The sequence below is a fragment of the Devosia sp. A449 genome (genome assembly GCF_054489375.1).
On record NZ_JBTMWU010000002.1, the window covers coordinates 412,338 to 425,425 of the forward strand.

General features: G+C 63.1%; 12 protein-coding genes. 5 read left to right on the top strand and 7 right to left on the bottom strand.

What is annotated here, in order from left to right; genetic code table 11:
* Positions 1-28 precede the first annotated feature (28 nt).
* Positions 29-715, top strand: a complete 687-nt coding sequence (locus ACX3OW_RS07805; RefSeq protein WP_459095193.1) for a 4-carboxy-4-hydroxy-2-oxoadipate aldolase/oxaloacetate decarboxylase — start codon at positions 29-31, stop codon at positions 713-715.
* 13 nt (positions 716-728) lie between these two features.
* Here ACX3OW_RS07805 and ACX3OW_RS07810 read toward each other — a convergent pair whose 3' ends face one another.
* A complete protein-coding gene (locus ACX3OW_RS07810) occupies positions 729-2,369 on the bottom strand; it encodes an ABC transporter permease (RefSeq protein ID WP_459095194.1) in 1,641 nt (546 codons plus the stop codon).
* A gap of 5 nt (positions 2,370-2,374) precedes the next feature.
* Complete coding sequence (locus ACX3OW_RS07815) at positions 2,375-3,436, bottom strand: ABC transporter ATP-binding protein (protein ID WP_459095195.1); 1,062 nt, start codon at positions 3,434-3,436, stop codon at positions 2,375-2,377.
* Positions 3,437-3,566: 130 nt separating this feature from the next.
* Here ACX3OW_RS07815 and ACX3OW_RS07820 point away from each other — a divergent pair, with 130 nt between their 5' ends.
* From ACX3OW_RS07820 to ACX3OW_RS07830, 3 genes are read left to right on the top strand one after another with little or no spacing between them, the layout of a single operon-like run.
* Positions 3,567-4,556, top strand: a complete 990-nt coding sequence (locus ACX3OW_RS07820; protein WP_459095196.1) for an extracellular solute-binding protein — start codon at positions 3,567-3,569, stop codon at positions 4,554-4,556.
* 45 nt (positions 4,557-4,601) lie between these two features.
* The gene (locus ACX3OW_RS07825; RefSeq protein WP_459095197.1) at positions 4,602-5,618 is read left to right on the top strand and encodes a hypothetical protein; all 1,017 of its coding nucleotides are present in this window, start codon (positions 4,602-4,604) and stop codon (positions 5,616-5,618) included.
* Positions 5,615-6,430 (top strand): DeoR/GlpR family DNA-binding transcription regulator, encoded by an 816-nt coding sequence (locus ACX3OW_RS07830; protein ID WP_459095198.1) that lies wholly within the window; start codon positions 5,615-5,617, stop codon positions 6,428-6,430. Before ACX3OW_RS07825 ends, ACX3OW_RS07830 begins: the two co-directional genes overlap by 4 nt.
* On the opposite strand, the gene ACX3OW_RS07835 is transcribed toward ACX3OW_RS07830, so the two are convergent.
* Complete coding sequence (locus tag ACX3OW_RS07835) at positions 6,414-7,409, bottom strand: LLM class flavin-dependent oxidoreductase (RefSeq protein WP_459095199.1); 996 nt, start codon at positions 7,407-7,409, stop codon at positions 6,414-6,416. The genes ACX3OW_RS07830 and ACX3OW_RS07835 overlap by 17 nt on opposite strands.
* A 117-nt stretch (positions 7,410-7,526) precedes the next feature.
* Here ACX3OW_RS07835 and ACX3OW_RS07840 point away from each other — a divergent pair, with 117 nt between their 5' ends.
* On the top strand, positions 7,527-8,108 hold the full coding sequence (locus ACX3OW_RS07840; protein ID WP_459095200.1) for a TetR/AcrR family transcriptional regulator: 582 nt from the start codon (positions 7,527-7,529) through the stop codon (positions 8,106-8,108).
* Positions 8,109-8,147: 39 nt separating this feature from the next.
* On the opposite strand, the gene ACX3OW_RS07845 is transcribed toward ACX3OW_RS07840, so the two are convergent.
* The 4 genes from ACX3OW_RS07845 to ACX3OW_RS07860 all read right to left on the bottom strand — a co-directional run bounded on the left by ACX3OW_RS07845 (position 8,148) and on the right by ACX3OW_RS07860 (position 13,059).
* A complete protein-coding gene (locus ACX3OW_RS07845; RefSeq protein WP_459095201.1) occupies positions 8,148-9,800 on the bottom strand; it encodes an ABC transporter permease in 1,653 nt (550 codons plus the stop codon).
* On the bottom strand, positions 9,797-10,882 hold the full coding sequence (locus ACX3OW_RS07850; protein WP_459095202.1) for an ABC transporter ATP-binding protein: 1,086 nt from the start codon (positions 10,880-10,882) through the stop codon (positions 9,797-9,799). Before ACX3OW_RS07850 ends, ACX3OW_RS07845 begins: the two co-directional genes overlap by 4 nt.
* A gap of 31 nt (positions 10,883-10,913) precedes the next feature.
* On the bottom strand, positions 10,914-11,948 hold the full coding sequence (locus tag ACX3OW_RS07855) for an extracellular solute-binding protein (RefSeq protein ID WP_459095203.1): 1,035 nt from the start codon (positions 11,946-11,948) through the stop codon (positions 10,914-10,916).
* A gap of 187 nt (positions 11,949-12,135) precedes the next feature.
* Positions 12,136-13,059, bottom strand: a complete 924-nt coding sequence (locus ACX3OW_RS07860) for an NAD-dependent epimerase/dehydratase family protein (RefSeq protein WP_459095204.1) — start codon at positions 13,057-13,059, stop codon at positions 12,136-12,138.
* Positions 13,060-13,088 lie beyond the last annotated feature (29 nt).

Genomic DNA, 13,088 nt, shown 5'->3' on the forward strand with positions numbered 1-13,088 from the left:
CGATCCGCTCGATTGAGGGCGCTGGCATATGGTGAGCTTTGACTTCGGCTTTGAGCGTCCGGCACGCGATGCGCTGGCGGAACTGGGGCAATTTTCCTCGGCCACCATTCATGAAGCGATCGGGCAGCGCGGCGCGCTGCCCGGATCTATCAAGCCGATCGACGCCGCGATGCGGCTATGTGGGCCGGCGCTGACAGTGTTTTGTCCGCGCGGCGATAATCTGATGCTGCATGTGGCGATCGCCGAGGCGCAGCCGGGCGATATCCTGGTGGTCGACCACGAGGGCTCGATGGATGATGGCCCCTTCGGCGATGTGCTGGCCACCGCCTGTCTCGCCAAGGGCATTGCCGGTCTGGTGATCGATGGCTGCGTGCGCGACTTGAGCGCGATCAAGGCGCTGGGGTTTCCGGTATTTGCCCGCGGCGCCTCCATTGTGGGCACCGAAAAGGCGCAGCTGGGCTCGATTGGCCAAGTGCTGCGGTTCGGCGCTGTGCTGGTCGCGGCGGGTGACGCAATATTGGGCGACGAGGACGGCCTGGTCGTCGTCCCACGCCGCGAGATTGCCAGCGCGGCGGCGGCGTGCGCGGCGCGCGAGGCCAAGGAGGCTGACCTGCGGCAGGCGTTGCGGGACGGCGCGACGACGCTGGATCTGCTGAACCTGCGGGCGGGACTGCAGGCGCTGATCGACAAGGATCGCGACCGCAGCCCGGATTAGCGGCCAGCCGCTCTCAGAGCAATGCCTGCTCATTTCTCCCCATGAAGCGGAAGGCGATATAGACGGCCAGCCCGCTCATCGCCAACAACACCGTCGATAGCGCGGCGGCCGTACCGAAATCGCCGTCCAGAATCAGCAGGTAGATGCGCACCGGCATGGTCATGGTGCTGCCGACATAGAGCACCAGCGACGACGATAGCTCGTTGATCGCGGTGACGAAGCTCAGCATGCCGCCGGCGATGATGCCCGGAATGATCAGCGGTACGGTGATCTTGAGGAAGGCCTGGAACGGGCTGTAGCCCAGCGACACCGCCGCTTCCTCCATGCTGGGCGAAATCTGCCGCAGTGAGGAAGCCGTGGTCCGCACCGTATAAGGCAGCCGGCGGATGAAGATCGACAGCACGATGATCGCCGCCGTGCCGGTCAGCACGATGGGGCCGGTATTGAAGGCGGCGATGAAGGCGATGCCGATGACGATGCCGGGCATCACATAGGGGATCATGAAGGCGCCATCGAGCACCGAAGTGTTCAGATTGGTGCGCCGCGACACCAGCACGCCGATCAGCGTGCCGGCGATGACGATCAGCACCACCGCGCTGATCGAAAATGTCAGCGAGTTGCGGATCACGTCACCCAGATTGAACAGGATGCGCTCATAGCTCTGCAGCGCGAAGCCGGGCTGAAACACCGGGCCATTTGTCTTGCGGAACGAATAGATCACCGAGACGATCACCGGCGTCGCTCCGCACAGCCCGATCAGATAGACCGCGACATGGGCGAGCACATTGCGCCAGCCCTTGAGCTTGATGCGGATCGGCTTGTTGATCATGTTGCCATGATAGACATTGCGCCGCGACATGTAGCGCTGCAGCAGCACGAACACCATCGACACCAGGATCAGCACCACCGAGATGGTGGTGGCCATCGACATGTTGGAGCCGACTTCGGCAGAATAAAGCGTATAGGCCTCCGTCGCCAGCACGTTATAGCCACGGCCCAGCAGACGCGGTGTGCCGAAATCGGCGATGGCATGGATCAGCGCCAAAAGCCCGCCTGCCGACAGGGCCGGGAACACCATGGGGAAGGAAATCTTGAGCGTGCGCTGCCACGGCGTCAGCCCCAGCCCCTCGGCCGCTTCCTCCAGCGAGCGGTTGACGTTGCTCAGCGCCCCCGAGACCATCAGGTAGACGTAAGGGTAAAACTTGAGCGAAAACACCATCAGGATGCCGCCCACGCCATAGACCGGTGGCATATTGATGCCGATGTCGCGCAAGGCCCCGCGCACCACCCCGCCCGCGCCGAACAGCACGATCCAGGAATAGGCCCCGATAAAGGGCGGCGACACCAGCGCCAGAATCGCCAGCAGCGAGACGAATTTGCCGCCGCGAATTTCGAAGCGCGACACGCAAAAGCCCATGATCGAGCCGAGCAGCAGCGCGCCGATCAAGCCGCCAAAGCCCACCACCAGCGTATTGATGAAGGCATTGTGGAACCGGGATTCCCCCAGAAATTTCAGATAATTGGCAAAGGTGAAATTGCCTGACTGGTCGAACAGGCTCGACAGCAGCACATTGCCCACCGGCACGAACAGCAGCCCGATCAGCAGCAACCAGGTGCAGATCATGACGCCGGTCCAGAAATTGAAACGCGGCATGAGGCTCACTCCCCGGTCGCGAGGCGTTTGCCGGCGGCGTCGAACGCCATCGGCGCGCTGCGCTCGATCAACACGCTGACCGGCTCGCCCGCGCCACGTGTCGCCTCGATCCCCGGATTGGAGACATGCACCACCAGATCGCCAATCTCGGTCTTGACCAGCACATGCGCCTCGCGTCCGAGATAGGTGTATTTCTCCACCGTGCCGGGCACCGCCGCCACGCCGTCCGTGCTGCCGGCACCGGCCTCTCCCAACCCCAGCCGCTCCGGCCGCGCGGCCCATGACGCATTTGGTGCCGAGAGCTTGAGCTGGTCCAGCACCGCCTTGAAGATATCATTGTCGGAAAAACTATTGAGCGTGCCGACGAATTCGGCCACGAACCGCGTCTGCGGATCGCCGTAAATCTGCTGCGGCGTGCCGATCTGCTCGATCTTGCCGGCGCTCATCACGCAGATGCGGTCGGAGATCGCTAGCGCCTCTTCCTGGTCGTGCGTCACATAGATGGTGGCGATATCGACCTGTTTCTGGATGTCGCGGATTTCCTCGCGCAGTTCGATACGCAGCTTGGCGTCCAGATTGGATAGCGGCTCATCCATCAGCAGCAGTTGCGGATTGATCACCATGGCGCGGGCCAGCCCGATGCGCTGCTGCTGGCCGCCCGACATGGCCGCCGGCAGGCGCTCGGCCATGGCGCCCAGCCGCACCGCCGCCAGCGCCTCGGTCACCCTTGTCTGGATTTCGGCCGGCGGCACTTTGCGCGGCTTCAGCCCGAAGGCGACATTGTCGAAGACGCTGAGATGGGGAAACACCGCATAGTCCTGAAACACCATGCCGATGTCGCGCTTATGCGGTGGCACCTGGCGCAGATTCGCCCCGTCGAGCGTGATTTCGCCCGAGGTCAGATCGTTAAAGCCGGCAATCGAGCGCAGCAGCGTGGTCTTGCCGCAACCGCTCGGCCCCAGCAGCGTAAAGAACTCGCCGCGTTCGACCGCAATCGACACCCCGCCCAGTGCCATGAAGTCGGCACCGAACTGCTTGATGGCATTGGTGACGGTCAGATAGCTCATGCAACGCTCCCCCGGGCAGTTTGCCTCTGCCGCCAGAGAACAGGCATAGTTTTCGTATTGCAACATTTTTCTGCGCGGTTCAGGATCGCGCTGATCTCAAAATGATCCAAAACGAACGGGAGGACGTGCCTTGAACATTCGCAAACGTACATTTCTCACCCTGTCCGCGGCGCTAATTGCCTCGACCAGCCTGACTGGGCTGGCACTGGCGCAGTCCGGCTCGGTGGTGATCTATACCGCCCATAAATCCTCGATCGTCGACACTCTGTTGCCGATTTTCGAGCAGGAAACCGGGCTCAAGGCCGAAGTGGTCAAGCTCGGCTCCGGCGATATCGCCAAGCGCACCAATGCCGAAGCCGGCGCCCCCGCCGCCGACGTGATCTGGTCGATTTCGGGCAGCTCGCTGACCGAACTGGCCGACAAGCTCGAACCCTATACCCCGGCCGATTTCGACAAGATTGATCCGCAGTTCATCAGCGACCCGTCCTGGACATCTTACACCGCCGTGGTTTACGTGCTGGCGGTCAACACCGATCTGCAGCCGCTCGACACCGCGCCCAAGACGTGGGCCGAACTGGCTGATCCCAAATGGCACGGCCAGATCGCCTCGGCCCGCGCCGATGGTTCGGGCTCGGCCATGCAGCAGCTGACCACCGTGCTGACGGTGTTCGGCGACAAGGGCTGGGATGAATATGCCGCCATCGCCAAGAACTTCGTCTTCGCCGACAGCTCGGGCGCCGTGCCGCGCTTCGTGGCCGATGGCGAAGCCTCGATGGGCCTGACACTGGAAGACAATGCGCTGGAATATGTCCAGGGCGGTGCGCCGATGGCCATCGTACACCTGACCGATGGCACTGCCGCAACGCCCGATGGCGTCGCGCTGGTCAAGGGCGGCCCCAATCCCGAAGGCGGCAAGGCCTTCATCGATTGGGCCATGTCAAAATCGACCCAGGAAAAGCTGGCCATGGATATCGGCCGCCGTTCGGTGCGTCTCGATGTGGCCGGCCCGGCCGGTACGCCAAACCTGGCTGACCTGACGCTGGTCGACGTCAAGCCGCTCTCCGATTTCGGCGGGGCCGAAGCGGTGCTGGCCAAATGGCGGACGGCTATCGGCGAATAATCGCCAGCCATCCTCGACTAAACGAATGACGACAAGAAGGTTGGTATGAGGCAGCTCGAAGCGTTCACGCTAGGCAAGAAAATTGGCCACCCAGAAGCCAATGAAGACAGCCTCGTTATCATGCCTGACCTCGGTTACGCCGTTATCGACGGCGTAACCGACCGCAACGGCACCCGTTATGGCGGCATGCTGTCCGGCCGCTACGCCTCGCGCACCGTGCGGCGGGCGCTGGAAAAATTCATCCTGGCGCAGGGCCAGCCCGATCGGCCCGACCTGCAATTTCAGGGCGGCGAGCATCTGATCGCCTATCTCAGCGCCGCCATCCACCAAGGCTATGTCGATCACGGCGCGCTCGACGCGGTCACCGCCGACTGGAAGCTGCGCGCCGGTTGCACCGTCATGGCTGCGTTCCAGCTGGGCGAGCGGCTCGAGATCGTCGCGGTCGGTGATAGCGGCATCCGCATCAATGGTGATGACGTGTTGCAGGTGCTGAAGCCCCTCGACGATGTCACCGCCATTCTGCGCCGCGAGACCTGGCACTATTTTGAGGCATTGGGTCGCTCCCTTGCCGAAGCCGACCGGCAGGCCGCCGCCATGACTTGGCAGGGCACCCGCAATCAAACCGCCGGCACACCGACCGCCGATCCCACCGTGATCGCCGCCATCGAGCAGCGAGCCCTGGCCGCCTGCCGGGCGCACCTTCCCGCTGTACCCGACGTCGAACTGCTCAAGCTGATCCAGCACGGCATCTCGCATGGCCAAGGCGATTTTCAGAACCTCACCGAACCGGCTTTGGGCTATGGCGGGCTTGACGGCTTTGCCGTGCCGTCGCGCTTCATCGAAACCCGCAGCTACGCACTGGCCGATATCGACACCATCGAATTGTTCTCGGATGGCTATTTCAAGCTGGGAGAGGGCTTTGGCGTTGCCGCCTGGGAGGCCGGATTTGCCGAAGTGGAGGCCGAAGATCCGCACAAGATCGGCCGCTATATGAGCACCAAGGGCACCACTGCCACCATGCTGACCGACGACCGCAGCTATCTCGGTATTCGCCTGAAATGAGTGGTCATCCGTCCCCCGAAAATGCCAGTCCGACACCGGCGCGCGGTGGCGGCACGCGCTTGGGGGAGCGGCAGAGCGCCATTCTCGAAGCCGTGCGCACCAATGGCGCCGCCTCGGTGGCCGATCTGGCGGTTCGGTTTGAGGTGACCAGCCAGACGATCCGCCGCGATTTGCGCCTGCTCGAAACCAAGGGCCTGCTGGTCAAGGGCTTTGGCGGCGCCTTTGCCTCGCCCGGCGTCGCCCATCATTCCTACAATGAGCGGCAGACGGTGCAGGTCGCGGTCAAGCAGCGGCTGGTGGCGGCGCTGGAGGAATTCCTGGTGCCAAATGCCACGGTATTTGTCGGGCTGGGCACCACGTTTCACGCCCTGCACGAAATCCTGGCTCGCCATCCCGGCGTGTTGATCGCCACGCCCAATCTGGAAGTGGCCTATTCCTGCGCGCTCAAGACCGACGCCACCGTCTATGTCTATGGCGGCTATGTGCGCAACAAGGATTCCTCAGTGCTGACGCTGGCCGATTCCAACCGCCAGCGCTTCAAATTCGATATTGCCATCATCGGCGCCAGCGCCATTGATCGCGATGGCGCGGTGCTGGAATTCGATCCGATGGAGGTCGATCTGGTGCGCGATATTCTGCCCCAGTCCCGCCGGGTCATTCTGGTGGCGCACCAAGACAAGTTCAACCGCCAGGCGCCGCATCAGGTGACCAGGCTGGCCGATATTGACGTGCTGATCACCAATGGCGATCCGACCGACCGCTTCGATGATCCTGCCGTGCTGTCCCACCTGCGCGTTATCGCCCTGCCGTGATGCCGGCCGCTTCGGCAATGAGCTGCAACGACTGCAGTCTTTGCGCATGGTCGTACACGTCCGAAACGACGATCAGCTCGTCGGCTGCGGTTTCCTTGACCAGCGCCTCAATACCCGCGCCAACGGTCTGCGGCGATCCGATGATGGAGCGGGCCAGCATGCGTGAGGCCTGCGCCTTTTCCGCCGGCGACCAATAGCTTTCGATATCCTCGATCGGCGGCTGGCTCAGGCCGCGCGTGCCGCGCAGCATGCTGGCGAAGGACATTTGCTGGGTGGTCGCCAGCCGGCGCGCTTCCGCGTCGGTTTCGGCGGCAATGATATTGACGCCAACCATGGCATAGGGGCGTTCGAGCTGTTCCGAGGGCTTGAACCGGCTGCGATAGATCTCCAGCGCCGGCAGCAGCAGTTCGGGGGCAAAATGGGAAGCGAAGGCGTAGGGCAGGCCGAGTTCGGCCGCCAGCATGGCGCCGAAATTGCTCGATCCGAGAATCCAGAGCGGGACATTGCTGCCCGCAGCCGGAACCGCCTCGATGCGCTGCCCGGGTCCTGCCGGCGCCAGGAATGCCTGCAATTCGAGCACATCCTGGGGGAAACGTTCGGCGCTTTGGGGATCGCGGCGCAAGGCTCTGACCGTGAGCTGGTCCGTGCCCGGCGCGCGGCCGAGCCCGAGATCGATGCGACCCGGAAACAGCCGCTCCAGCGTGCCGAACTGCTCGGCAATGATGTAGGGGGCGTGATTGGGCAGCATGATGCCGCCCGCACCCACACGGATGGTTTTTGAGCCGGCCGCGATATGGGCCAGCACGATCGAGGTGGCCGCGCTAGCGATGCCGGGCATGTTGTGATGCTCGGCGACCCAGATGCGGTTATAGCCCCATTGTTCGGCATGGGCCGCCAGGTCGCGGGCATTGTCCAGCGCGCCCTTGGCGTCGGTCTCTTCGGTCACGCGGACGAGCTCGAGAATGGATAGTGGCGTCATGGATCGCTCCTTGCTGATCTGGTCAGTCGGCTCCGGCCAAGCGGAGGCGTCCTCCATTTGTCTTGACGCTATATGGAGGCTGCCTCCATATTGTGTCAATCCAGCAGGGGGACCCGCATGACAATCGAGCCAGTGAATGATGAGACCCCCGGGCTGCGTGCCGACGCAAGGCGCAACCGCGATCGCGTTCTCAAGATTGCCATGCAGCATTTCGCGTCGCATGGGGTCAATGCCTCGCTGGAGGAGATCGCCAAGGCCGCCGGCGTGGGGGCAGGGACGCTGTACCGGCATTTCCCCTCGCGCGAAGCCTTGCTCGCTGCGGCATTGCAGGACCGGCAGGCGGAGTTACGCGAGCAGGCCCGGATTGCGCATGAGATCGCCGACGCCGACGATGCCCTGTCCGCCTGGTTGGATGCGCTGCAGCATTATCTGCGCAGCTTTAACGGGTTGCCCGAGCCGGTGCTCACGGCGGTCAAGGAGCGCGCCTCGCCCCTGACGCTGTCCTGCGACGCTCTGGTCCGGATCACTGGCGAGTTCCTGGCGCGGGCGCAACAGCATGGCCGCGCGCGCGCTTCGGTGACGGCCAATGATTTGTTTTTGAGCACGCTTGGCGTCGCCTGGGTGCTCAATCGGCCTGAAACCCATGGCGCTACCGCGCATGGGCTGAACGCGATTTTTGCGCATGGCTATCGGAACTGAGCCGGTAATCGCCGTCTCAGTTCCGCACCGTCTTCCGCGTCAAACCCGCAATTCCTTCTGGCCCCCGGGCAGCCGCATCAGCAGGATCAGCGACAGCATGGTGAGCCCGAGCAATAGCGTCGAGAGGGCCGCCGCAGTGCCGAGCTGGCCACGGATCACCTCGGCATAGATGCCGAGCGACAGGGTCTGGGTCGAGGTGTTGTAGAGGAACAGCGTCGTACTCAGCTCGGTGATGATGGTGACCCAACTCAAGATCGCCCCGGAAAGGATTCCGGGCGCGAGGGCGGGGACGATGATCCGCATCAGCGTGCGGAATTTGGATGCACCCAGACTCACCGCCGCCTCTTCGATGCTAGGGTTGAGCTGGTACATCAGGGCGGTCGTCGAGCGCACCGAGTAGGGAAGACGCCGGATCGTCAGCGCGATCACCATGATGGCGAAGGTCCCGGTCAGGATCAGTGGCCCCTGGCTGAAGGCCGTCACCAGCGCGATGCCGATCACAAGGCCAGGCACCACATAGGGCACCATCGTCATGGTATCGAGCGTGCCGCTGAGCATGCCTTTGCGCCGCACGGTGAGGTAGGCAACCAGCACGGCAATGGCCACCAGGATCACCAGCGCGGTAATCCCGATGCCGAAGGTGTTGCCGACATAGCGCAGGATGTCGCGCTGGGAATCCAGATAGTTCTCGAACGAGAAGCCATCAACGAACTGGCCATAGCGCGTGTTGCGGAAGGAACTTATGACCACGACCACCAGCGGCGCCAGCGCCAGCGTCAGGAAGCCATAGACATAGAGATGGGCCGCAACGCCGCGCCAGCCGGGCAGCCGGCGTGGTTCGATCGAGCGCAGCGCCGTCATGGAGAATTTCTGCCGGTCGACCAGATATTTCTGCACCAGGAACACGCCCAGCGTCACCACGATGACAATCACCGATACGGCGGCGGCAAAGCTCCTATCGGTGCTCACCTCACCCACGAAGGAGCTGTAGATGAGCACTGGAACGGTGCGGAAACCCTGACCGATCAGCATCGGCGTACCGAAATCGGCAAAGGCGCGCACGAAGACCAGCAGACTACCCGCCAGCACGGTGGGCCACAGCAAAGGCGAGATGACCTGCACCGCGCGCCGCCACCCGGTGACGCCCATGCTCTCCGAGGCTTCCAGCAAGGACACGTCGATCGTGCGCCAGGCCCCCATCAGATAGGTGAAGATCAGCGGCACCAGCTGCAGGGTCAGCACCAGAACGATACCGGCAAAACCGTAAATGCTGGGCGGCTTGACCCCGAATATGCTCTGAAACAGCTGGGTGATCATGCCGTTATTGCCCAGCAGCAGGATCCACGAATAGGCGCCGATGAAGGGCGGCGACATCATCGACGCCAGGATCAGCATCTGCACGGTACGGTTGCCGCTGATGCGGAACATCGTCATGAAATAGGCCAGCGGGAACGCCACGACGAGCGCCAGCACGGTCACGCAGACGGTGACCAGCATGCTGTTGATCAAGGTTCCGTAATACAGGCGCGACGAGAAGAACTTCTCGAACCCGGCGAGCGAAAACTCGCCGCCGCCAGCGAAACTGCTGATCATGACCATGATCAGCGGCCAGATCACCATCAGCAGATAGCCACCGGTAAGCGCGACCGCCACCGTGGTCCAGCCGTCAAAGCGGTCGCCGGGGCCCTTCATTTGCCTGCTGCCCGCATGATCGACACGCCGGTTTCGGCATCGAAATAGGTCAACATCGCGGTGTCGAGCAGCAGAGAGACCTTTTCACCACGCTCCCAGAGGGCGGCGCGACGAGAGAATTCAAGGAATTCCACGGTTTCGCCCGAGCTCAATCGCGCCCGTATTTGCGAGTGCGAGCCAAGGAAAGTCTCGTCCATCACCTCGGCATTGAGGCCACCGTCGCCCACCCGCACAGCTTCGGGACGTACCGAAATCTGCACCCGGCCGGTTGCCCCTGGGTCGATGGTCGCGGTCACGTCGATCACAACGCCATCGCCGAGATCAAGCACTGTCGCGCCGTCGCGATGCTGGAGTTCGCGCTCGATCAAATTGGTCTTGCCGATGAACTCGGCGACGAAGCGGTTGGCCGGATTGCGGTAGATCTCCGCCGGCGAGCCGACCTGTTGCACCACGCCCAGATTCATCACCGCGATCCGGTCAGAAACCGCCATCGCCTCTTCCTGGTCGTGGGTCACGTAAACCGTGGTGATCTTGGACTCGCGCTGGGCTTCGCGGATGGTGTCGCGCATTTCGACACGCAGTTTGGCGTCGAGATTGGACAGCGGCTCATCCATCAGCAGCACGGCCGGTTTGATCACCAGGGCACGCGCCAGCGCCACGCGCTGTTGCTGCCCACCCGACATTTCGCCGGGGAGGCGATCCTTGAGATGCGCCATGTGCACCTGATCAAGCGCCACGCCCACCCGTCGGGCGCTTTCCGCCCGCTCGACATTGCGGGTCTGCAAGCCGAAGGCGACGTTTTTTCCGGCGCTCATCTGCGGGAACAGCGCATAGCTTTGGAACACCATGCCTATATTGCGCGCGGCGGGTGAGTGATCATTGATCACCACATCGTCGAACGAGATGGTGCCGGATTCAATCGAATTGAATCCGGCGATCATGCGCAGCAAAGTGGTCTTCCCGCAGCCTGATGGTCCAAGCAGCGTGAAGAATTCGCCGTTGCGGATGTCCAGGTCGAGACTGGGGATCGCGACCTGGCCGTTATATTCTTTGCGCAGGGAGCGCATCGCGATGCTGGTCACCGGAGCGCTCCCGCATTGATCCCGTTAAGCGTCAAAACTGCGCCTCAAGAATAGCGCGATACTTTGCCACAAGGTCATCGCGATGGGCGGACACATAGGCACCGTCTTCCTGGACGGTTGGGATGTCGGCCAGGGCCGGCAGGCCGGGCTTGGTCACGCCATCGCGCAGCGGACGACCGGCGGTCTTTTCAGCGATGATGGTCTGGCCTTCTTCGGAGATCACGAAGTCAATGAAAGCGTGCGCGGCGGCAGGATTGGGGCCGTCCTTGATCACCTGAATGGTGGCCGGGAGGAACGCAGCGCCTTCCTTGGGATAGACGATTTCGACCGGAGCGCCGCTCAGGACGAAGTTCAGCGACAGCGGCTCGTAGGTGAGGCCAACGATATATTCGCCGGCAGCCACGTCCTTGGCCACCTGGCTCGACGACCCGATGGAGATGCCGTCGAGCTGGGTTACCAGCGCCGTCACATAATCCCAGCCGGCCGCGGATTCGTAATCACCACCGACGGCCTTGAGCATGTTGGTGAGCTGGGCAAAGGCCGACGACGACGCCGTCGGGTCGCCAAAGGCAATCTTGCCCTTCAGCTCGGGTGCCAGCAGATCGGCATAGCTGGTGATTTCGAGGCCAGCCGCCGCGGCGGCTTCGGTGTTGACGAGCAGGTTGGAGCCGTCAGCCTGATAGGGCGTGAAGAAGCCTGTGGTGTTCTTGCCGGCCTCGACCATGGAGGCGTCCTGCGGCGAGACATATTCGCCCCACAGCTCGAGATTGGCATTGGCCTGCGCTGCGCCACCGCCGAACATGACGTCGCCTTGCGGGCGGCCGGCCTCGCTGCGCACACGCTGGTACAGCTCGCCGGTACCGGCGGTGATCAGCTCGACCGAAACGCCGGTCTCGGCTTCAAAGACCGGAATGAGGCTGTCCAGCATGCCTTCTTCGTTGGGCGTGTAAACCACCAGCGTCGACCCCGAAATGGCCCCGTCCTGAGCCTGCGCGCCAATAACGGTCGGCAGCGCGAGCGCGATGACGGCAAGAGCTGTCGCGCTGAAGAAATTAGTACGGGGCATTGAGGTTCCTCCCATTGGGCAATTGTGACCAAACTGTCACAAACATTGCATCCTTTACGGGGGCTTGCCACCTCATAAACATGGCTTTCCCCGTTCTGGCGCAACAGCCGTCGGCCGTCCCGCATGGCGCGGTAACGGGGCCCAACTCGGCAAATGAGAAACCTTGATGTGGCTCCGGGATTTACGCCTAGCGGAGCAGGTCGTCCCGGTAATGCGCTATGGTGCGGCGCAAGCCCTCCGCCAAAGCGATTTCGGGTTGCCAGCCGAGGCGAGCCCGGGCGCGGCCGATATCGGGGCAGCGCTGCATCGGGTCATCGACCGGCAGGTCGCGGTGGACCATGGCGGATCGAGAATCGCAGGCCTGCCGAATCGCGTCGGCCAGTTCGGCGATGCTGACTTCGTGCGGATTGCCGATATTGATCGGCTCGGGCCCCAGGCCGGGCAACGCATAAAGCCGCATTAAAGCGGCCACCGTGTCCGCGACATAGCAGAGCGAGCGGGTCTGCGTGCCATCGCCGTAGATGGTCATGGGCAGGCCCGCCAAAGCCTGGGTGACGAAATTGGAGATGACGCGGCCATCGTCCGGCGCCATGCCGGGGCCATAGGTATTGAAGATGCGGGCGATGCGGACATCCATCCCATATTGCCGCGCATAGTCTGTGCACAGCGTTTCGGCGGCGCGCTTGCCTTCGTCGTAGCAGGCGCGGGGGCCGATCGGGTTGACGTGGCCGAGGTAGTCCTCGCGCTGCGGATGCACCTTGGGATCGCCATAGACCTCGCTGGTCGACGTCTGCACCAGCCGGGCGCCGAGAACACGGGCCCTGGTCAGCAGATTGTCGGTGCCGATGACGTTGATCCGCAGCGTATTGATCGGATCGCGCTGATAGGCCGGCGGGGATGCCGGGCAGGCCAGGTTGAAAATACCATCGGCCAGGAAGTCGGGCAGCGCCAGAATATCGGCTTCGATCAGGTCGAAGCCATCTCGCTTTAGCAGCGGCGCCAGACGGTGGCGTGAACTGGTCTGGAAGTTGTCGATGCACAGCACGCTGGCGCCGGCATCGAGCAGCGCGGTGCAGAGGTGCCGGCCGATAAATCCGGCGCCGCCAGCCACGGCAATGCGCTGGCCGGCGAAATGATCAT

Excerpts from the sequence above, each read along its gene's own strand:
- ACX3OW_RS07805 (WP_459095193.1), top strand. The coding sequence starts at position 29 with ATGGTGAGCTTTGACTTCGGCTTTGAGCGTCCGGCACGCGATGCGCTG.
- ACX3OW_RS07810 (WP_459095194.1), bottom strand. The coding sequence starts at position 2,369 with ATGCCGCGTTTCAATTTCTGGACCGGCGTCATGATCTGCACCTGGTTG.
- ACX3OW_RS07815 (WP_459095195.1), bottom strand. The coding sequence starts at position 3,436 with ATGAGCTATCTGACCGTCACCAATGCCATCAAGCAGTTCGGTGCCGAC.
- ACX3OW_RS07825 (WP_459095197.1), top strand. The coding sequence starts at position 4,602 with ATGAGGCAGCTCGAAGCGTTCACGCTAGGCAAGAAAATTGGCCACCCA.
- ACX3OW_RS07830 (WP_459095198.1), top strand. The coding sequence starts at position 5,615 with ATGAGTGGTCATCCGTCCCCCGAAAATGCCAGTCCGACACCGGCGCGC.
- ACX3OW_RS07835 (WP_459095199.1), bottom strand. The coding sequence starts at position 7,409 with ATGACGCCACTATCCATTCTCGAGCTCGTCCGCGTGACCGAAGAGACC.
- ACX3OW_RS07840 (WP_459095200.1), top strand. The coding sequence starts at position 7,527 with ATGACAATCGAGCCAGTGAATGATGAGACCCCCGGGCTGCGTGCCGAC.
- ACX3OW_RS07845 (WP_459095201.1), bottom strand. The coding sequence starts at position 9,800 with ATGAAGGGCCCCGGCGACCGCTTTGACGGCTGGACCACGGTGGCGGTC.
- ACX3OW_RS07855 (WP_459095203.1), bottom strand. The coding sequence starts at position 11,948 with ATGCCCCGTACTAATTTCTTCAGCGCGACAGCTCTTGCCGTCATCGCG.